This is a genomic window from Streptococcus oralis, from assembly GCF_023109155.1.
Lineage (GTDB): Bacteria > Bacillota > Bacilli > Lactobacillales > Streptococcaceae > Streptococcus > Streptococcus oralis_BZ.
Map to the genome: position 1 here is coordinate 144,297 of NZ_JALDUA010000002.1, position 20,356 is coordinate 164,652.

The following is a 20,356-nucleotide window of genomic DNA, read 5'->3' on the forward strand; positions in this document are numbered from 1 at the left end:
AAAATGACAGAAATGCTTAAAGGAATCGCAGCATCTGATGGTGTTGCAGTTGCAAAAGCATATCTACTCGTTCAACCGGATTTGTCATTTGAGACTATTACAGTCGAAGATACAAACGCAGAAGAAGCTCGCCTTGATGCCGCTCTACAAGCATCACAAGACGAGCTTTCTGTTATTCGCGAGAAAGCAGTAGGTACGCTCGGTGAAGAAGCAGCTCAAGTTTTTGACGCTCACTTAATGGTTCTTGCTGACCCAGAAATGATCAGCCAAATCAAGGAAACAATCCGTGCGAAGAAAGTGAATGCAGAAGCAGGTCTGAAAGAAGTGACAGACATGTTTATCACTATCTTTGAAGGCATGGAAGACAACCCATACATGCAAGAACGCGCAGCGGATATCCGCGACGTGACAAAACGTGTATTGGCCAACCTCCTTGGTAAAAAATTGCCAAACCCAGCTTCTATCAATGAAGAAGTAATCGTCATTGCCCATGACTTGACTCCTTCAGATACAGCTCAATTGGACAAAAACTTTGTAAAAGCTTTTGTAACCAACATTGGTGGTCGTACAAGCCACTCAGCTATCATGGCGCGTACGCTTGAAATTGCAGCAGTATTGGGTACAAACAACATCACTGAAATCGTTAAAGACGGTGATATTCTTGCCGTTAACGGTATCACAGGTGAGGTTATTATCAACCCAACTGATGAGCAAGCGGCTGAATTCAAGGCTGCTGGTGAAGCTTATGCGAAACAAAAAGCTGAATGGGCTCTCTTGAAAGATGCTAAAACAGTAACTGCTGATGGCAAACACTTTGAATTGGCTGCCAACATCGGTACTCCAAAAGACGTTGAAGGTGTCAATGACAACGGTGCTGAAGCTGTTGGTCTTTACCGTACAGAGTTCTTGTACATGGATTCTCAAGACTTCCCAACAGAAGACGAGCAATACGAAGCTTACAAGGCTGTACTTGAAGGAATGAACGGTAAACCTGTTGTCGTTCGTACAATGGATATCGGTGGAGATAAGGAACTTCCTTACTTCGATATGCCTCACGAAATGAACCCATTCCTTGGATTCCGTGCCCTTCGTATCTCTATCTCTGAGACTGGAGATGCTATGTTCCGCACACAAATCCGTGCCCTTCTTCGTGCGTCTGTTCACGGTCAATTGCGTATCATGTTCCCAATGGTTGCGCTCTTGAAAGAATTCCGTGCAGCGAAAGCAGTCTTTGACGAAGAAAAAGCAAACCTTCTTGCTGAAGGTGTTGCAGTTGCGGATAATATCCAAGTTGGTATCATGATTGAGATTCCTGCAGCGGCTATGCTTGCAGACCAATTTGCTAAAGAAGTTGACTTCTTCTCAATTGGTACAAACGACTTGATCCAATACACAATGGCAGCAGACCGTATGAACGAGCAAGTTTCATACCTTTACCAACCATACAACCCATCAATCCTACGCTTGATCAACAATGTTATCAAGGCAGCTCACGCTGAAGGTAAATGGGCTGGTATGTGTGGTGAGATGGCTGGTGACCAAAAAGCTGTTCCCCTTCTTGTCGGAATGGGCTTGGATGAGTTCTCTATGTCAGCAACATCTGTCCTTCGTACACGTAGCTTGATGAAGAAACTCGATACAGCTAAGATGGAAGAGTACGCAAACCGTGCCCTTACAGAATGTTCAACAATGGAAGAAGTTCTTGAACTTCAAAAAGAATACGTTAATTTTGATTAATCGAAAAATCCTTGCAACTCAGTTGCAGGGATTTTTTTAAAGAATTTTCAAGAAAATCTTTTTTATATAAAGTCCATTCTAGAGAAAGTAGCGGTGAAGAATAAAAAAACACTTAACTGGTTCATAAAATTCTTGACAAGTTGCAAATTTAGGAGTAAACTATTAACCAGTTAAGCAATAGAGAGGAGTTTCTGCAATTTAGAAATGAATTGCAAATAGAAATATTAAAAAAGAAAGAGAGTTTCGATGAAAATTAATAAAAAATACCTAGCTGGTTCTGTGGCGGCTTTAATTTTAAGTGTCTGTTCTTATGAGTTGGGACTGTATCAAGCCAGAACTGTCAAGGAAAATAATCGTGTTTCCTATATAGATGGAAAACAAGCGGCACAAAAAACGGAGAATCTGACTCCTGATGAGGTTAGCAAACGTGAAGGAATCAATGCAGAGCAAATCGTCATCAAGATAACAGACCAAGGCTATGTCACTTCACATGGCGACCACTATCATTATTACAATGGTAAGGTTCCTTATGATGCGATTTTCAGTGAAGAGTTGCTGATGAAGGATCCAAACTACCAGCTCAAGGACGAGGATATTGTCAGTGAAATCAAGGGTGGTTATGTCATCAAGGTAGATGGAAAATACTATGTCTACCTTAAGGATGCAGCCCATGCAGATAATGTCCGTACGAAAGAAGAAATTAATCGACAAAAGCAAGAGCATAGTCAGCATCGTGAAGGAGGAACTTCAGCAAATGATGGCGCGGTAGCCTTGGCACGTTCACAGGGACGCTACACCACAGACGATGGCTACATCTTTAATGCCTCTGATATCATAGAAGATACAGGTGATGCCTATATCGTTCCTCATGGCAATCACTTCCACTATATTCCTAAGAGTGACTTGTCTGCCAGCGAATTGGCTGCAGCAGAAGCCTTTCTATCTGGTAGAAGTGGCCAATCAAATACGCCTACTTATAGCCGTACCAATAACAACAGTGCTAGCAGCGATGTAGATAGATGGACCCCATCCTATAATAAAAAAGGAAACAGCTATACGAACACAGCTAACAACAGTAGCGACGATAGCCAAGCAAATCAAAGCGATGAGGATATTGATGGCCTTCTGAAACAACTTTATGCCTTGCCACTCAGCCAACGACACGTAGAATCTGATGGTCTTGTCTTCGACCCAGCACAGATTACAAGTCGAACAGCTAGAGGAGTTGCTGTGCCTCATGGGAACCATTACCATTTCATCCCTTATTCACAGATGTCTGAATTGGAAGAACGAATCGCTCGTATTATTCCTCTTCAGTACAGTTCGGACCATAGGGTGCCGGACTCAAGACCAGAAGAACCAAGTCCACAACCGACTCCGGAACCTAGTCCAAGCCCGAAACCTGCACCAACTCCTCAACCAACTCCAAGCAATCCAATTGATGAAAAATTAGTTAAACAGGTGATTCGAAAAGTAGATGATGGTTATGTATTTGAGGAGAATGGAACATCTCGTTATATTCCTGCCAAGGAACTTTCAGCAGAAACTGCAGCAGCCATTGATAGTAAATTAGACAAGCAAGAAAGTTTGTCTCATAAGCTAGGAGCTAAGAAAACCAATCTCCCATCTGGTGATCGAGGATTTTACAATAAGGCTTATGATTTACTAGCAAGAATTCATCAGGACTTACTTGATAATAAAGGGCGCCAAGCTGATTTTGAGGCTTTGGATAAACTCTTGGAACGACTCAATGATGCTTCAAGTGATAAAGTCAAGTTAGTGGATGATATTCTTGCTTTCTTAGCACCGATTCGTCATCCAGAACGTTTAGGAAAACCAAATGCGCAAATAGCTTACACAGATGATGAGATTCAAGTAGCCAAGTTGGCAGGCAAGTATACAACAGAAGATGGCTATATCTTTGATCCTCGTGATATCACCAGTGACGAGGGGGATGCCTATGTAACTCCACATATGACCCATAGCCATTGGATTAAAAAAGATAGTTTGTCTGAAGCCGAAAGAGCGACAGCCCAGGCTTATGCTAAAGAGAAAGGTTTGACACCTCCTTCGAATAACCATCAGGATTCAGGAAATACGGAGGCTAAAGGAGCAGAAGCTATCTACAATCGCGTGAAAGCAGCTAAGAAGGTGCCCCTTGATCGTATACCTTACAATCTCCAACATACCGTGGAAGTTAAAAACGGTAGTTTAATCATTCCTCATTATGACCATTACCATAACATCAAATTTGAGTGGTTTGACGAAGGACTTTATGAGGCACCTAAGGGGTATAGTCTAGAAGATCTCTTTGCGACTGTCAAGTACTATGTCGAACATCCAAACGAACGTCCGCATTCAGATAGTGGTTGGGGCAATGCAAGTGACCATGTTCAAAGAAACCAAAATGGTCCAGCTGATACCAATCAAACGGAAAAACCATCAGAGGAGAAACCTCGGACAGACAAAGCTGAGGAAGAAAAGCCACGCGAAGAGAAGCCTCAAAGTGAGAAACCAGAATCTCCAAAACCAACTGAGGAGCCGGAAGAAGAATCACCAGAGGAACCAGAAGAACCTCAGGTCGAGACTGAAAAGGTTGAAGCGAAGTTGAGAGAGGCTGAAGAGCTCCTTGCAAAGATCCAAGACCCCATTATCAAGTCCAATGCAAAAGAAACTCTCACTGGCTTAAAAAATAACCTGCTATTTGGTGCTAAGGATAACAATACCATTATGGCTGAGGCTGAAAAGTTGTTGGCTTTATTAAAGGAGAGCAAGTAAAGGTAGTAGCATTTTCTAGATCCTAAAAACAGGATAGGAGAACTAGAAAAGTTAAAATCGAAAATGAGAACAGAATGTAAGTTCTAGTTCTCATTTTTTTCATGAAAATATGTAAAATATCTTGACATATGGTGTAAATAAAGATAAACTATTTACTAGTTAATTAAATGGTTAAATACTAGTTAAGGAGTAATGATGAAAAAAAGAACATTTCTATTATTAATGGCAGGTCTGTTGGTTCTTGTCTTAGGAGCATGTAGCCAAAAAGAAAAACAAGAAGCAAGAGGAGTGAAGATTGTAACAAGTTTTTACCCAATCTATGCCATGGTCAAAGAGGTATCAGGTGACTTGAATGATGTTCGAATGATTCAGTCAAGTAGCGGAATTCACTCCTTTGAACCTTCAGCAAATGATATTGCAGCCATCTATGATGCGGATGTCTTTGTCTACCACTCGCATACGCTGGAATCTTGGGCAGGAAGTCTGGATCCCAATCTTAAAAAATCTAAAGTTAAAGTTTTAGAAGCATCTGAGGGAATGACTTTAGACCGCGTTCCTGGACTAGAAGATGTGGAAGCAGGGGATGGAGTTGACGAAAAAACGCTCTATGATCCTCATACTTGGCTAGATCCTGAAAAAGCTGGCGAAGAAGCTCAGATTATAGCTGATAAACTCTCAGAGGTTGATAGTGAGCATAAAGAAACTTACCAGAAAAATGCGCAAGCCTTTATCAAAAAAGCTCAAGAATTGACTAAGAAATTCCAGCCTAAATTTGAAAAAGCGAGTCAGAAGACATTTGTAACACAACATACAGCTTTTTCTTATCTTGCTAAAAGATTTGGACTTAATCAACTTGGTATTGCAGGCATTTCTCCAGAACAAGAACCAAGTCCAAGACAACTAACAGAAATTCAGGAATTTGTTAAAACCTATAAGGTTAAAACGATATTTACAGAAAGTAACGCTTCTTCAAAAGTAGCTGAAACTCTTGTCAAATCAACAGGTGTGGGTCTTAAAACTCTGAATCCTTTAGAGGCAGACCCACAAAATGACAAAACTTACCTAGAAAATCTAGAAGAAAATATGAATGTTCTTGCAGAAGAATTAAAATGAGGAGATGATAAAAATGAAGAAGAAATACCTTGCAGCAGGATTGGCTCTTGTCCTTTCCCTAAGCCTTTGCATCTATGCATTGAACCAACACCAGGTAGAAGGAAACAAAGATAATAACCGTGTGTCTTATGTTGATGGGAAGCAAGATTCTCAAAAAACAGAGACCCAGACACCAGACCAAGTTAGCAAAAAAGAAGACATTCAGGCTGAACAAATTGTCGTTAAAATCACCGATCAAGGTTATGTGACTTCGCATGGTGATCACTTCCATTATTACAATGGTAAAGTTCCTTTTGATGCGATTTTCAGCGAAGAACTGTTGATGAAAGATGCCAATTATCAACTGAAAGACGCTGATATTGTCAACGAAATCAAAGGTGGCTACATTATCAAGGTGGATGGTAAGTATTATGTCTACCTTAAAGATGCGGCTCATGCTGATAATATTCGTACGAAGGACGAAATTGAGCGCCAAAAACAAGGTCATACTCATGATGCACCAACCTCTAACAGTGCAGTGGCGCTTGCTCAATCGCAAGGTCGCTATACCACTGATGATGGGTACATCTTTAATCCATCTGATATTATAGAGGATACTGGTGATGCTTATATTGTCCCTCATGGTGGACATTATCACTATATCCCAAAGAGTTCCTTGTCTGCTGGCGAATTGGCAGCTGCCCAAGCCTACCTCTCTGGAACTAGAAAACAAGCAAGTGTGACTGACTATCGTCCGAGTCCAAACACAACTAGTCAAACTAGCAATCCGAGTCAAGAAGCTGAAAGACCAAGCAATCCAGAAGAGAGCTTACAGAGTCTATTGCAGCAACTCTATGCTCTTCCAAGCAGTCAACGTTATGCTGAATCAGATGGCTTGGTTTTTGACCCTGCTAAGATTTCAAGTAGAACGCCGAGTGGTGTGGCGATTCCACACGGAAATCACTATCATTTCATCCCATATACAAAGCTTTCTGCCTTGGAAGAAAAGATTGCGCGAATGATTCCTTTATCTAGCGACAGTGGGAAACCAACACCTTTGGAAAATCCAAGCAAACCAGCAGAGCATCCAGCTCAGCCAAATCATTCTCATGACCAAGACGGTGACCATGGAAGTCAAGGGACCAATCATGAAGATCATGACCATGATGGAGAGGAGCATGACCATCATCATGGTGAAGAACATGATCATGGCTTTGCAGCTGATCGCGTTATCAGTGAGGATGAGCAAGGTTTTGTAGTTTCTCATGGAGATCACGCTCATTATTTCTTTAAGAAGGACTTGACTGCAGCCCAAATCAAAGCTGCCCAAAATCACTTGAAAGAAAATCATCAGCCTCAGCACGTTCAACCACTTGCAAAGACTGTGGAAAGTTTCTCAAGAGATGCTAGCGATGAAGAAAAAATCAAGTATATCTCACAGACCTACGGGGTTCCGCTCGAAGCGATTCGTATTTCAAATGGATTCTTTGTCTTTGGAAATCCGGATCAAGCCTATGATCCAACCCATATCCATCCCTATGCTGTTCGAAAAGAACATGTTCGTATTCCTCTCCAAACTGGGAACCCAGAACTGGATTTCCTAAATGAACTGTATACGACTGCCCTACGTGATGGGGTATCTCCTTATAGTTTACAGGTAGAAAGTGGTAGTTTTGTGATTCCTCACGGAGACCACAATCACTACATCAAGGTTCAAACTAAGGGCTATGAAGTAGCTTTGAAAAATAAGATTCCAGCCCTACAATCGACCTATCAACCTGGAGCATTTGATGAACAAACAGTTCTATCTAAGGTGGATCAACTGTTAGCAGATAGCAGAAATCTCTACAAAGACCAGCCAATCATGCAGAGACGGGTTGAACTTGCTTTGGGGCAGTTCACCGAAAATATGAAAAAACTGGCAACAAACTCAACTGCTGGATACCTAGCAGCCTTGGATCTCTTTGATAAACAATACATCCATGTGGATCAAAGTGTGGCACCAGTTGAAACTTCACCTTTAGATAAGAAGTATCAAGCCCTTGTAGATAAGATCAATACACTGGATACAGATACTTATGGCTTGCCTAAGAAAGATCTTTTGGTACATTTGCAGGAAGCAAAACTAGCTCAGGATGAGACAGAGTTGGCTGCCATTGAAGCGAAACTTCAGGCCTTGCAAGATTTCCGAGATCGGACAGGGGTTACAACAGTAGAGTACATCAAGTATTTCTATGAACATGTATCTGATGGTCGTTTGAGAGAAGAACTTCGAAACCGTGTTGCTAAATTGACATGGGAACTTTACCAGTCACAATCTTTTCTAAAAGCAACCGACTTGAACAAGCTATTCCCAACTATTTACCAAACTAAGCTAGAAGTAGAAGAGGCTCTCAAAGAAGAACCCGTATCTACAAAAGCTGGTAAGACTATTCTAGATACGGAAAAAGTAGATAGTCAAACTGCTAAGACCGCCATCTATGAATTCCTAAAAGAACTCTACGGTGATTTTATGCCAGAAGAGCGGGTTAGCCATGTTAAGAAGGAAGAAGTGGATACTCTCCTAACTAAAGCTGCCCAACTCCTAGCACGTGTCAAAGAAGATGGTGTCAAACAATCCCTAGCTGAAGAAGCAGCTAATATCAAAGCGGCTACTGAAAAGGAAAATGCAGACCTTGACGAAGCTAAAACACAACTTGAGGATCTCTTGAATCGTATTGCAGCGACTATCCAACGAGAGAAAAAAGAAGCAGAACAAGATCCACAAACAGTGATTATCTATCAAAAACTCTATAATGTCTTGCTCTCTCTTCACAAGTACTTAGAGGATAACAAAGGATCCGATGCTGACTTTGAACGTGTTGATGGGCTATTTGATCAACTTGCAGTCAAAAGCAGTGATAAAGAAGGTCTCCTCACTCTAGCTAAAGAAATCATTAGCTTGAACCAGGAACTCCGTTCAAAAGCAAGTGAAACTGATAGCCAATCTAAGTCTGAGAAAGACAGTGAAACAGCTGCTTCTCAACCAACAGAAAAGCAAGCGCAAAGTGAGTCTGAGCCAAGTGCTCAACCAAATGAATAAAAAGAAAGGCGAAGTAGCTGAGCTACCTCGTCTTTTTTTAGACTTTATAAGATACAATACCAATGATGGTATCCACCGCACGCTCCATAGTCTGAAGGCTGACGTATTCAAAACGTCCATGCATGTTTTCACCACCAGCAAAGATATTTGGAGTTGGAATGCCCATAAAGGAAATCTTAGACCCATCTGTTCCGCCACGGATTGGTTCGATAATTGGCGTGATACCTAAATCTTCCATAACAGCCTTAGCAATAGTAACAGGCGTCATGTCTTTCTCAATGACTTCCTTCATATTGTAGTACTGGTCAGTCAGAGTCAAGCTAACGCGATCATTCCCAAGCTCTTGATTCATCTTATCAGCAATAGACTGCATAGCTGCTTTACGAGCTTCAAAGGAATCCTTTTCAAAGTCACGAATGATGTAGCTTGCACGCGCCTCCTCGACACTACCTGTCACATCCATAAGATGATAGAAACCTTGATAACCATCTGTCAGTTCAGGTCTGTCATTCTCTGGAAGTTGATTATGAAAATCAATCGCTAGCTGAAGGGCATTGACCATCTGTCTTTTAGCAGTACCAGGGTGGACATTGCGCCCTTGGAAATGGAGTTCAGCAGCTGCTGCTGAGAAAGTCTCGTACTGAAGTTCTCCTAGCGGACCACCATCAACAGTATAGGCAAAGTCAACGTCAAAGTCATCAGCATCAAACTTGTTAGCTCCAACACCGATTTCTTCATCTGGACCAAAACCAACTCGAATCTCACAGTGTTTGATTTCGGGATGAGCAGTCAGATATTCAATAGCAGTCATAATCTCAGCAATCCCTGACTTGTCATCAGCACCTAGCAAGGTCGTACCATCTGTTGTGATAAGCGTTTGACCTGGATATTTTTCAAGGCTCTTGAAATCAGTAGGATCTAGTTTAAAGCCAGAATCACCTAAGTCGATAGCTCCACCATCGTAGTTTTCGATGACTTGCGGGTTAACGCCCTCAGCATTAAAGTCAGCTGTATCCATGTGGGAGATGAAGCCAATCTTGCGTGTCAAGCTTGGATCGTTTGCTGGTAAGGTCCCAATAGCAAAACCATTTGGAAGGTAGTAAACATTTTGCAGACCGACACGTTTCATTTCGGGGATAAGAACATTGGTTGCGAAGTCAACCTGACTTTGCGTACTTGGAGTAGTAGTAGAGTGTTCGTCAGAACGCGTATTGACCTTGACATAGGTCAAAAACCGTTCTAAAAGGTTCGGGTAATTCATAAAAACTCCTTTTGAATTCATTTTTTCCATTGTATCATAGAAAGAAGAGAAAAACAAAAGACAGAAGTTAGGGGAATATACAATGTTAGCGTTTACTTATCAACGAATTAATGGTAAAATGAACTTGATAAAAATATCACAAGGAAGTGATTATGAAAAAAGCAATTCTAATGATGACTTTCGGTTCTCCAGAAGAGATTACTTTTGAAGGTGTGGCTGATTTTTTCACAAACATTCGTCGTGGAGTTAGACCCCAAGACCACGAGATTCAGACTCTCTATGATAATTATGTACGAATTGGTGGCACGCCTCTGCAAAAAATTACCCGTCAAGAGGTTGCCTTGGTAGAAGCTAGACTGGGGAATGAGTATAGTGTTTATTTTGCTAATAAGTTTTCCAAACCCTTTATTCCAGATGTGATTAAGCAGATGGAAGCTGATGGTGTTGAAGAATGTATCTGCTTGATTTTGGAACCTCATTATTCTTTTTACTCAGTCATGGGGTATGAAAAGTTTTTGGAAAGCCAGCAGATCCGATTTTTAGTCATTAAGGACTGGTATCAACAACAGCCTTTGCTGGACTTCTGGACTGACGAGATTAGAAAAATTTTACGAAACCATGTTGGAGAAGAATCTTTCAAGGTAATCTTTTCAGCACACAGTGTTCCCATTTTTGCCTTAGACTATGGAGATCCATATATCGATCAGATTTTCGATAATAGCAAGCTAATTGCTGAACAACTCGGCCTAACAGCCGACCAGTATACCAATACTTGGCAGAGCGAAAGCGATATTGGAATTCCTTGGATCAAGCCAGATGTCTTAGAATATTTACGAGAACAAAAGCAACATCCAGAGCATTATATTTTTGTCCCGATTAGCTTTATCAGTGAGCACATCGAAGTCTTGTTTGATAATGATGTGGAATGTTATGATTTGTGTCAAGAAATAGATGTCACCTACCATCGTCCACCTATGCCCAATACGGATAGCCGTTTAATTGGCGCTTTAGTTGCTACTGTAAGAGCCAATGAACACAAAGAATTTAAAGCTTTTCTCCCAGAAGAAGAAACTTTTGATGAGTTAGCTCCTTCGACAACTACCAAGGACATCATGGAGGAGATAGACGACCTTCAGATGCCAGAATTTGTCAAAAAGCTCATTGAGAAAAAAGGCCGTGAAAATGTGAAGATGCCGTACTTAATTAAGAAAATGCTCGAAAAGGCTGGGAAGTTACCAAAAGAGTAAAGAAAAAAGGATTTAGCTTTGTGCTAGATCCTTTTAATCGATTATTTTTTCTCAAGAAGAGCTTTGATTTCTTGAAGAACTTCAAGTTCAGTTGGAGCAGCAGGTGCTTCCTCAACCACTTCCTCTTTCTTACGAAGGTTTTGCGCTTTTTCCATAGCTTTAATAACGAAGAAAAGCACAGTACCTACAACGAGAAAGTTGATAATAGCACTCAAGAATTTACCATATGTAACACCATTCCATGCAAGCTCAGCGATGTTTTGTACTTTCGCAGCTTCCAAAGCTGGGTTCAATAGAAGTGGAGTGATGATATCGTTAACAAATGAAGTAACGATAGCACCAAATGCAGAGGCAATGATCACACCGACAGCAAGGTCAACGACATTACCACGAAGCAAAAATTCTTTAAGATCCTTTAACATTTTCATAAATTCCTTTCCTAATTTTCTAATTTATTATATCCTAAATTGTGACAAAAAGCAACTTGAACGCTCAAAGTGGTCAGTTGTTCCCTTTAAAAATATAGATTTTACTGAAAATATAGTTTAAAATGATGATCAAGATTTGTGCTAGAATAGTTTCAATCGTATTAACCCTATCTATATTAAATTCGACAAACTGGCCAATAATATCAGGGAAAGTTGTAACAAAGATATAAGTTAAAAGAACGTCAAGACCAAGAGTAGAAAGACGAGCTAAGAAAAACTTAGCCAGGCGGGTTGGCCAATTCCTTCTCTCTTGTTTAAAGACGATTGTATCATTTGTGAGAAAGGCAAAGAGAATCCCGATAATATTTGCGAGGGCAGTTGCGAGGATTTCCTGGTGGCTGATATGGTAAATAACCAAACGTGATACAATAGAAACCAGAGTAGTAGCGCCACCAAAAAAAAGATAGGCAAGGATTTCATTATCAAAGAAAGCTTTTATTTGATTTTTCATGATTTTAGTATAGCATAAAACTGGCTAATGTGCTATACTAGTAAGGTTGATAACCTCAACCCTTGGTGCTTAGCTTCTTTCACCAAGCATATTTTACGCGGGAAACCGCTAAAGGAGAAAACATGAAAAAATTAACTGTTCGCGACATGGCAGACATCGCTATCGTTGCTGCGATCTATGTAGTTTTGACTATTACGCCACCAATCAATGTTCTTAGTTTTGGGGCGTATCAGTTCCGTATTTCAGAAATGCTGAATTTCTTGGCATTTTATAACCCTAAATACATTTTTGGTGTGACAATTGGATGTATGATTGCTAATTTATTTAGTAGTTTTGGCCTAATAGATGTCTTTGTTGGTGGAGGTTCTACCCTAGTTTTCCTTAGTCTAGGGGTATGGCTCTTTGCAAAATACAGCAAAGATTACCTCTTTAACGGATTGATTCGAAAAGATCATTTCTTCTTTTCAATCCTCTTCTCCATTTCAATGATTACCATTGCAGCTGAACTCCATATTTTGACAGAAGCTCCCTTCTTCTTCACATGGTTCTCTACTGGAATTGGTGAGTTTGCATCACTTATTGTGGGAGCGATTTTGATTGGTAAACTGGGACAGCGAATCGATCTAACAAAATAAGAAGTTTATAAGCTAGATTATTGCTAAATCTAGCTTTTTTCATTCCATAAAATTAAAAGAGAGCGCTTGACAAGAACATAGAACTATAGTATACTTTTTAGGTAAGCTGATTTAGCTCAGTTGGCAGAGCGCATCCATGGTAAGGATGAGGTCGCCGGTTCAATCCCGGCAATTAGCATTAAATAGATAGAAAAACCCTTATTTACAAGGGTTTTTGTTATGTCTGCCCCAAATTTTTCAAAGATATTTCTTATGCACCTGTATAAATGAAGCAAAGCGTTTTGGCTGTTGACAAAAGTGACTCTATCTAGTAGAATAGTAGATGCGATGAGTCGATAGGTAGTCTTCGGACTGCTATTGAGCATAAGGAGGTCACAACGCAGGAGCGGACCTTGATGAGTTGTGTGAACCTGCTCATCACATGAAGATGCCTCTTAGTCCCTGGTCAATGACTAGGGATTTTTAGTTTTCAGAAAATATAGTCTAAAAATGCTTTTCAATTTCTGGAAAAAGTAGTATAATACATCTATTATAGAAATTTTTAGAAAATTCCGAAAGAGGTTATTTATGGGATATACAGTTGCTGTAGTCGGCGCGACAGGTGCTGTCGGAGCTCAGATGATAAAAATGTTGGAAGAATCAACACTTCCAATCGATAAAATTCGTTACCTTGCTTCTGCACGTTCAGCAGGCAAAACTTTGAAATTTAAAGACCAAGATATTACGATTGAAGAAACAACTGAGACAGCCTTTGAGGGTGTTGATATTGCACTCTTCTCAGCAGGTGGTTCGACATCAGCTAAGTATGCACCATACGCAGTTCAAGCTGGGGCAGTAGTAGTAGATAACACATCTTATTTCCGTCAAAATCCAGATGTTCCTTTGGTTGTTCCAGAGGTCAATGCTCATGCACTTGATGCCCACAACGGAATCATTGCCTGCCCTAACTGTTCAACAATCCAAATGATGGTGGCTCTTGAGCCTGTTCGTCAAACATGGGGCTTGGATCGTATCATCGTTTCAACTTACCAAGCAGTCTCTGGTGCAGGTATGGGAGCTATTCTTGAAACACAACGTGAACTTCGTGAAGTCTTGAATGATGGTGTGAATCCACGTGATTTGCATGCGGAAATCTTGCCTTCAGGTGGTGACAAGAAACACTATCCTATCGCCTTTAACGCTCTTCCGCAAATCGATGTCTTCACAGACAATGATTACACTTACGAAGAGATGAAGATGACCAAGGAAACGAAGAAAATCATGGAAGATGACAGCATCGCAGTGTCTGCAACATGTGTTCGTATTCCAGTCTTATCAGCTCACTCTGAGTCAGTTTATATCGAAACAAAAGAAGTGGCCCCAATCGAAGAAGTGAAAGCAGCTATCGCAGCCTTCCCAGGTGCAGTTCTTGAAGATGATGTAGCTCATCAAATCTATCCACAAGCCATCAATGCAGTTGGTTCACGTGATACCTTTGTTGGTCGTATCCGTAAAGACTTGGATGCAGAAAAAGGAATCCACATGTGGGTTGTTTCAGATAACCTTCTCAAAGGTGCTGCCTGGAACTCAGTTCAGATTGCAGAAACGCTTCATGAACGTGGATTGGTTCGTCCAACAGCTGAGTTGAAATTTGAATTAAAATAGTCATATCGTTTAGGAGTTCAGATGAACTCCTTCTTTGAAATAGAGAGGTGTTTCTCATGTCTTATCAAGATTTAAAAGAGTGTAAAATCATCACGGCCTTTATTACCCCTTTCCATGAGGATGGCTCCATCAACTTTGATGCCATTCCAGCCTTGATTGAGCATTTATTGGCCCATCACACAGACGGCATTCTTCTAGCTGGAACGACTGCTGAGAGTCCGACCTTGACCCACGATGAGGAGTTGGAACTCTTTGCGGCTGTACAAAAGATTGTTAATGGACGTGTTCCTTTGATTGCGGGTGTAGGTACCAATGATACGCGTGACTCGATCGAGTTTGTCAAAGAAGTAGCAGACTTTGGTGGCTTCGCTGCTGGACTTGCGATCGTACCATACTACAACAAACCTTCTCAAGAAGGCATGTATCAGCACTTTAAAGCTATTGCAGATGCATCAGATTTACCTATTATCATTTATAACATTCCAGGGCGTGTAGTTGTTGAATTAACTCCAGAAACCATGCTTCGCTTGGCTGACCACCCAAATATCATCGGTGTTAAAGAATGTACCAGCTTGGCTAATATGGCTTACTTGATTGAGCACAAGCCAGAAGAGTTCTTGATTTATACAGGTGAAGATGGAGATGCCTTCCATGCCATGAACCTTGGTGCGGATGGGGTTATTTCTGTTGCCTCCCATACAAATGGAGATGAGATGCACGAGATGTTTACTGCCATTGCAGAAAGCGATATGAAGAAAGCTGCAGCTATTCAGCGTAAATTCATTCCTAAAGTCAATGCCCTCTTCTCTTATCCAAGTCCTGCTCCAGTTAAGGCGGTCCTTAACTATATGGGATTCGAAGCTGGACCAACTCGATTACCTCTAGTTCCAGCACCAGAAGAAGATGCTAAACGCATTATCAAAGTTGTCGTAGATGGCGACTACGAAGCAACTAAGGCAACTGTAACAGGTGTCCTTAGACCAGATTACTAATAAAGACAATAAAATCCATGATAGAAAGAAGGATCATGGATTTTTCTTATTTTCCTAGACAGAATTGGCTAAAGAGTTGGGTGATGAGTTCATCAGGTGCGGCATCTCCAGTGATTTCACCGAGAATTTCCCAAGTACGAGTCAAGTCAACTTGAAGCAAATCAACTGGCATCCCCAGTTCCAGCCCTTCATTAACAGCTTGTAGACTTTCAACGGCCTTTTCAATCAAGGAAATATGACGGGCATTAGATAGGTAAGTGGCATCTTGCTCAACCAAACCAGCATTTTCAAAGAAGAGGTTATTAATGCGTTCTTCAATCTTATCGATGTTTTGGTTTTTAAGGACTGAAATGCGAATGACATCTTCTGGTAGTTCTGAAGTTTCAATTGCTTCAGGAAGATCAGTTTTATTAAGCAGAATAATGCGGTTGGTATCTTGGCTGATTTCTAATAGTTGGCGATCTTGGGTGGTCAGTGGTTCACTGGCATTTAGTACTAGTAGTACCAAGTCAGCTTCCTTGAGGGCTTTTTTCGAACGCTCAACACCGATTTGTTCGACGATGTCATCTGTTTCACGGATACCCGCAGTATCAATCAACTTAAGTGGTACACCGTTGATGTTGACGTATTCTTCGATGACATCACGGGTAGTACCAGCGATGTCCGTTACGATGGCCTTGTCCTCACGCAAGAGGTTGTTGAGGAGGCTGGATTTTCCAACATTGGGACGACCGATGATAGCAGTGGAAATTCCTTCACGAAGGATTTTACCACGACGAGCTGTTCTAAGGAGATTGGTTAGCAATTGCTCAAACTCCATAGTTTTCTCACGGACGACTGCAGTAGTAGCTTCCTCAACATCGTCATACTCAGGATAGTCGATATTGACCTCAACTTGGGCAAGTGTATTGAGGATTTCTTGGCGAGTATTATTGATAAGATCAGAAAGTGAACCGTCCAATTGTTTGACTGCAATATTCATAGCCTTGTCAGTCTTGGCACGGATGATGTCCATCACTGCCTCAGCCTGTGTCAAGTCCACGCGACCGTTTAGAAAGGCGCGTTTGGTAAATTCACCAGGTTCTGCCAACCGAGCTCCTTCACGAATAGCTAGCTGGAGAATTTCATTGGTTACTGCAATCCCACCGTGGGTGTTAATCTCGATAATATCCTCACGAGTGAAGGTTTTTGGAGACTTCATAGCACCAATCATAACCTCGTCCATAACCTTGCCAGTTTGAGGGTCGACGATATGCCCGTAATTAAGAGTGTGGCTAGCAACCTGATTCAAGTCTTTTCCTTTAAAAATCTTTTGCGCAATGGCAAAACTATCTGTTCCGCTCAGGCGGACAATACCAATGGCTCCTTCACCTAGTGGAGTAGAGATAGCAGCGATGGTATCAAATTCACGTGTAATCATACTATTTCCTTTTGTATTTCTTTTCTTAGGATAGGTATCCAAATATCTCTTCAAATTGTAACAAATTTAGGCTATTTCTTCAATGGATGCTACTTGGAGATTGAAAAAGCCTAAGCAATTCTGCTTAAGCTAGTTTATTTGGTGCGCATTTCTCCTTGTGGGAAGTAAGTTCCTTCTGGCATGTCGTTGATGATGACATGAACGGCTGATTGAGGGGCTCCAGTATTACGGACAACAGCTTCCGTTACTTCCTTAGCAAGAGCTTTCTTTTGCTCGAGCGTGCGACCTTCAAATAAATCGATGCGTACAAATGGCATAATAGCTTCCTCCACTAGTTTTTGATTTCTTCTATTTTACCACATTTTGCCGTTTAAAGCTTCAGAAAATTATGATATACTAGAATGTAGCAAAAATTTAGAAATGGACGTGAAATAATAGCATGGCACAGTTGTATTATCGTTATGGGACCATGAACTCTGGTAAGACGATTGAGATTCTCAAGGTGGCCTATAACTACGAGGAGCAAGGAAAGGGAGTTGTGATTATGACTTCGGCTCTGGATACGCGTGACGGTGTTGGCTATGTGTCGAGCCGAATCGGCATGAAACGCCCAGCCCTTGCCATTGAGGAAACGACGGATATCTTCGGCTATATCCGAGACTTACCTGAGAAACCATACTGTGTGTTGGTCGATGAGGCCCAGTTTCTCAAGCGTCACCATGTTTACGACCTAGCTCGTGTTGTTGATGAGTTAGACATACCTGTCATGGCTTTTGGTTTGAAGAATGACTTTCGCAATGAATTGTTCGAAGGTTCCAAATATCTCTTGCTTTTAGCAGATAAGATTGACGAAATCAAGACCATCTGTCAGTACTGTAAGAAAAAGGCGACCATGGTGTTGCGTACTCAGGATGGACTGCCCGTTTATGATGGCGAACAAATTCAAATTGGTGGTAATGAAACCTATATCTCAGTCTGCCGTAAACATTATTTTGCCCCTGAAATCAATAAGGAGAATGAAGAAAAATGAACATCTATGATCAACTACAAGCTGTAGAAGACCGTTATGAAGAATTAGGAGAATTGCTGAGTGACCCTGATGTCGTTTCGGACACCAAGCGTTTCATGGAGCTTTCAAAAGAAGAGGCTTCCACTCGCGATACGGTAACAGCCTACCGTGAGTACAAACAAGTCCTTCAAAACATCGTCGATGCCGAAGAGATGATTAAAGAATCAGGCGGAGATGCGGACTTGGAAGAAATGGCCAAGCAAGAGCTGAAAGATGCCAAGGCTGAAAAAGAAGAATACGAAGAAAAATTGAAAATCTTGCTGCTTCCAAAGGATCCAAACGATGACAAGAACATCATCCTTGAAATCCGTGGAGCAGCTGGTGGTGACGAAGCGGCACTTTTCGCCGGAGACCTTCTAACCATGTACCAAAAGTATGCGGAAGCCCAAGGCTGGCGCTTTGAAGTCATGGAAGCCTCTATGAACGGTGTCGGTGGTTTCAAGGAAGTGGTTGCTATGGTTTCTGGTCAGTCTGTATACTCTAAACTCAAGTATGAGTCTGGTGCCCACCGTGTGCAACGTGTCCCTGTAACAGAGAGCCAAGGCCGTGTACACACTTCGACAGCGACAGTCCTTGTCATGCCTGAAGTGGAAGAAGTAGAATACGATATTGATCCAAAAGACCTTCGTGTTGACATCTACCACGCATCTGGTGCTGGTGGTCAGAACGTCAATAAGGTTGCGACTGCCGTGCGTATCGTTCACTTGCCAACCAATATCAAGGTTGAGATGCAGGAAGAACGTACCCAGCAGAAAAACCGTGAGAAGGCCATGAAAATCATCCGTGCGCGTGTTGCTGACCACTTTGCACAAATTGCCCAGGATGAACAAGACGCTGAACGTAAGTCTACTATCGGTACTGGTGACCGTTCAGAACGTATTCGTACATATAACTTCCCACAAAACCGTGTCACAGACCACCGTATTGGCTTGACTCTCCAAAAACTAGATACCATCTTGTCTGGTAAATTGGATGAAGTTGTGGGTGCCTTGGTGCTCTATGACCAAACACAAAAATTAGAAGAATTAAACAAATAATGAAATTAGTTCAATTATTTTCAGATTTTGAAGAAGCGTTGATAAGACAAGGAGAGGAAGCAGAAAGCCTCTCTTTTGTCTATCGTAGCCTGAAAAAACTCTCTTTTACAGACTTTGTCTTTGCCCTCCAGCAAGAGGTAACAGAGGAAGAAAAACGATTTGTAGAAGAAATTTACCAGCAGTTAGCGTCCCATAAACCAGCTCAGTATATCATCGGACAGGCAGATTTCTTTGGAATGCAGTTAAAAGTGGATGAGCGGGTTTTGATTCCTCGTCCAGAAACAGAAGAGTTGGTAGAACTTATCCTGGCCGAAAATCCTGAGGATAAGCTTAAGGTCCTAGATATCGGGACTGGAAGTGGCGCCATAGCTCTCGCATTAGCTAAAAACAGACCAGATTGGTCAGTGACAGCAGCAGATATCTCCCAAGACGCTTTGCAGCTTGCATCAGAGAATACTAGTAATCAAAATCTTAATATATTTTTTAAAAAATCTGATTGTTTTGCAGAAATTTCTGAAAAATATGATATAATTGTATCCAATCCACCCTATATCTCTCGCGAAGATGAGTCAGAGGTTGGTTTGAATGTTTTGCATTCAGAGCCTCATCTAGCTCTCTTTGCAGATGAGGATGGCCTAGCTATTTATCGCAGAATTGCGGAAGATGCAAAAGACTATCTCACAGATGGTGGTAAGATTTACCTTGAAATTGGATACAAGCAAGGTCAAAGTGTTCCTGCGCTTTTTAGGAAACATCTTCCTGAAAAACGAGTACGAACACTCAAGGACCAATTTGGTCAAGATAGGATGGTTGTAGTTGATGATGGACAGGATTAGACAAGAGTTGGAAAAGGGCGGAGCTGTTGTTTTGCCTACAGAGACAGTTTATGGTATCTTTGCTAAGGCCTTAGACGAAAAAGCTGTTGACCATGTTTACCAACTCAAACGTCGTCCTAGAGAAAAGGCGCTCAATCTTAATGTCGCTTCTCTAGAGGACATCTTGCACTTTTCAAAGAATCAGCCAACTTATCTAGAAAAAATTGTAGAGGCCTTTTTACCGGGTCCCTTGACCATTATCCTCGAAGCCAATGACCGAGTTCCCTATTGGGTCAACTCTGGTCTTGCAACTGTCGGATTTCGGATGCCGAGTCACCCCATTACACTTGATTTGATTCGAGAGACAGGTCCTTTGATTGGGCCATCTGCCAATATCTCGGGTCAGGCGAGTGGAGTGACCTTTGCTCAAATTCTAGAGGATTTTGACCATGAAGTTTTGGGTCTGGAGGACGACGCTTTTCTAACTGGACAGGATTCAACGATTTTGGATTTGTCTGGAGACAAGGTGAAAATCTTACGCCAAGGGGCAATTAAGCGAGAAGACATTCTTGCACAGTTGCCAGAGATTTCTTTTGAGGAGGAATGAG

17 protein-coding genes, 1 tRNA gene and 1 riboswitch are annotated in these 20,356 nt (G+C 41.5%); of the genes, 13 read left to right on the plus strand and 5 right to left on the minus strand.

Annotated features, from left to right (window positions below; translation table 11 throughout):
• The first annotated feature begins 3 nt into the window (after positions 1 to 3).
• From ptsP to M1F63_RS04715, 4 genes are all read left to right on the plus strand, one after another.
• A complete protein-coding gene (gene ptsP / locus M1F63_RS04700) occupies positions 4 to 1,737 on the plus strand; it encodes a phosphoenolpyruvate--protein phosphotransferase (RefSeq protein WP_025171514.1) in 1,734 nt (577 codons plus the stop codon).
• A gap of 246 nt (positions 1,738 to 1,983) precedes the next feature.
• Positions 1,984 to 4,515, plus strand: coding sequence for a pneumococcal-type histidine triad protein (locus M1F63_RS04705; RefSeq protein WP_247940841.1), 2,532 nt, complete (start codon positions 1,984 to 1,986; stop codon positions 4,513 to 4,515).
• 195 nt (positions 4,516 to 4,710) lie between these two features.
• The gene (locus M1F63_RS04710) at positions 4,711 to 5,628 is read left to right on the plus strand and encodes a metal ABC transporter solute-binding protein, Zn/Mn family (RefSeq protein ID WP_247940842.1); all 918 of its coding nucleotides are present in this window, start codon (positions 4,711 to 4,713) and stop codon (positions 5,626 to 5,628) included.
• Between the two features lie 13 nt (positions 5,629 to 5,641).
• Complete coding sequence (locus tag M1F63_RS04715) at positions 5,642 to 8,689, plus strand: pneumococcal-type histidine triad protein (protein ID WP_282184271.1); 3,048 nt, start codon at positions 5,642 to 5,644, stop codon at positions 8,687 to 8,689.
• Between the two features lie 37 nt (positions 8,690 to 8,726).
• On the opposite strand, the gene pepT is transcribed toward M1F63_RS04715, so the two are convergent.
• Positions 8,727 to 9,950 carry a peptidase T gene (pepT, locus tag M1F63_RS04720; protein WP_247940843.1) on the minus strand — a complete coding sequence of 408 codons (1,224 nt, stop codon included), beginning with the start codon at positions 9,948 to 9,950 and terminating at the stop codon, positions 8,727 to 8,729.
• Positions 9,951 to 10,102: 152 nt separating this feature from the next.
• On the opposite strand from pepT, the gene hemH reads away from it, so the two are divergent.
• On the plus strand, positions 10,103 to 11,197 hold the full coding sequence (gene hemH, locus M1F63_RS04725; RefSeq protein WP_247940844.1) for a ferrochelatase: 1,095 nt from the start codon (positions 10,103 to 10,105) through the stop codon (positions 11,195 to 11,197).
• Between the two features lie 41 nt (positions 11,198 to 11,238).
• On the opposite strand, the gene mscL is transcribed toward hemH, so the two are convergent.
• Positions 11,239 to 11,619, minus strand: coding sequence for a large conductance mechanosensitive channel protein MscL (mscL, locus tag M1F63_RS04730; RefSeq protein ID WP_000910206.1), 381 nt, complete (start codon positions 11,617 to 11,619; stop codon positions 11,239 to 11,241).
• 79 nt (positions 11,620 to 11,698) lie between these two features.
• On the minus strand, positions 11,699 to 12,136 hold the full coding sequence (locus M1F63_RS04735; RefSeq protein WP_002874529.1) for a GtrA family protein: 438 nt from the start codon (positions 12,134 to 12,136) through the stop codon (positions 11,699 to 11,701).
• A 28-nt stretch (positions 12,137 to 12,164) separates the two neighbouring features.
• Positions 12,165 to 12,261, plus strand: a riboswitch (PreQ1 riboswitch).
• Here M1F63_RS04735 and M1F63_RS04740 point away from each other — a divergent pair.
• The 4 genes from M1F63_RS04740 (at position 12,259) to dapA (ending at position 15,407) form a co-directional block, all read left to right on the plus strand.
• Positions 12,259 to 12,771 carry a QueT transporter family protein gene (locus M1F63_RS04740; protein ID WP_000737301.1) on the plus strand — a complete coding sequence of 171 codons (513 nt, stop codon included), beginning with the start codon at positions 12,259 to 12,261 and terminating at the stop codon, positions 12,769 to 12,771. Its footprint overlaps the riboswitch before it by 3 nt.
• A 105-nt stretch (positions 12,772 to 12,876) precedes the next feature.
• Positions 12,877 to 12,949: transfer RNA gene (locus tag M1F63_RS04745), tRNA-Thr, on the plus strand.
• A 389-nt stretch (positions 12,950 to 13,338) separates the two neighbouring features.
• Positions 13,339 to 14,415, plus strand: coding sequence for an aspartate-semialdehyde dehydrogenase (locus M1F63_RS04750; RefSeq protein ID WP_000542496.1), 1,077 nt, complete (start codon positions 13,339 to 13,341; stop codon positions 14,413 to 14,415).
• Between the two features lie 56 nt (positions 14,416 to 14,471).
• Complete coding sequence (dapA, locus tag M1F63_RS04755; RefSeq protein ID WP_000121600.1) at positions 14,472 to 15,407, plus strand: 4-hydroxy-tetrahydrodipicolinate synthase; 936 nt, start codon at positions 14,472 to 14,474, stop codon at positions 15,405 to 15,407.
• Positions 15,408 to 15,453: 46 nt separating this feature from the next.
• On the opposite strand, the gene mnmE is transcribed toward dapA, so the two are convergent.
• Both mnmE and M1F63_RS04765 read right to left on the minus strand, forming a co-directional pair.
• Positions 15,454 to 16,827, minus strand: a complete 1,374-nt coding sequence (gene mnmE, locus M1F63_RS04760) for a tRNA uridine-5-carboxymethylaminomethyl(34) synthesis GTPase MnmE (protein WP_247940845.1) — start codon at positions 16,825 to 16,827, stop codon at positions 15,454 to 15,456.
• Between the two features lie 134 nt (positions 16,828 to 16,961).
• Positions 16,962 to 17,144 carry a 4-oxalocrotonate tautomerase gene (locus tag M1F63_RS04765; RefSeq protein ID WP_001117401.1) on the minus strand — a complete coding sequence of 61 codons (183 nt, stop codon included), beginning with the start codon at positions 17,142 to 17,144 and terminating at the stop codon, positions 16,962 to 16,964.
• A 122-nt stretch (positions 17,145 to 17,266) separates the two neighbouring features.
• On the opposite strand from M1F63_RS04765, the gene M1F63_RS04770 reads away from it, so the two are divergent.
• The 4 genes from M1F63_RS04770 to M1F63_RS04785 are packed head-to-tail and all read left to right on the plus strand — an operon-like array spanning position 17,267 to position 20,355.
• Positions 17,267 to 17,857 (plus strand): thymidine kinase, encoded by a 591-nt coding sequence (locus M1F63_RS04770; RefSeq protein WP_000068143.1) that lies wholly within the window; start codon positions 17,267 to 17,269, stop codon positions 17,855 to 17,857.
• Positions 17,854 to 18,933, plus strand: coding sequence for a peptide chain release factor 1 (gene prfA, locus M1F63_RS04775; RefSeq protein WP_198464696.1), 1,080 nt, complete (start codon positions 17,854 to 17,856; stop codon positions 18,931 to 18,933). The genes M1F63_RS04770 and prfA overlap by 4 nt, the downstream gene beginning before the upstream one ends.
• Complete coding sequence (gene prmC, locus M1F63_RS04780; protein WP_247940846.1) at positions 18,933 to 19,769, plus strand: peptide chain release factor N(5)-glutamine methyltransferase; 837 nt, start codon at positions 18,933 to 18,935, stop codon at positions 19,767 to 19,769. Before prfA ends, prmC begins: the two co-directional genes overlap by 1 nt.
• Positions 19,753 to 20,355 carry an L-threonylcarbamoyladenylate synthase gene (locus tag M1F63_RS04785; protein ID WP_247940847.1) on the plus strand — a complete coding sequence of 201 codons (603 nt, stop codon included), beginning with the start codon at positions 19,753 to 19,755 and terminating at the stop codon, positions 20,353 to 20,355. The genes prmC and M1F63_RS04785 overlap by 17 nt, the downstream gene beginning before the upstream one ends.
• Position 20,356 lies beyond the last annotated feature (1 nt).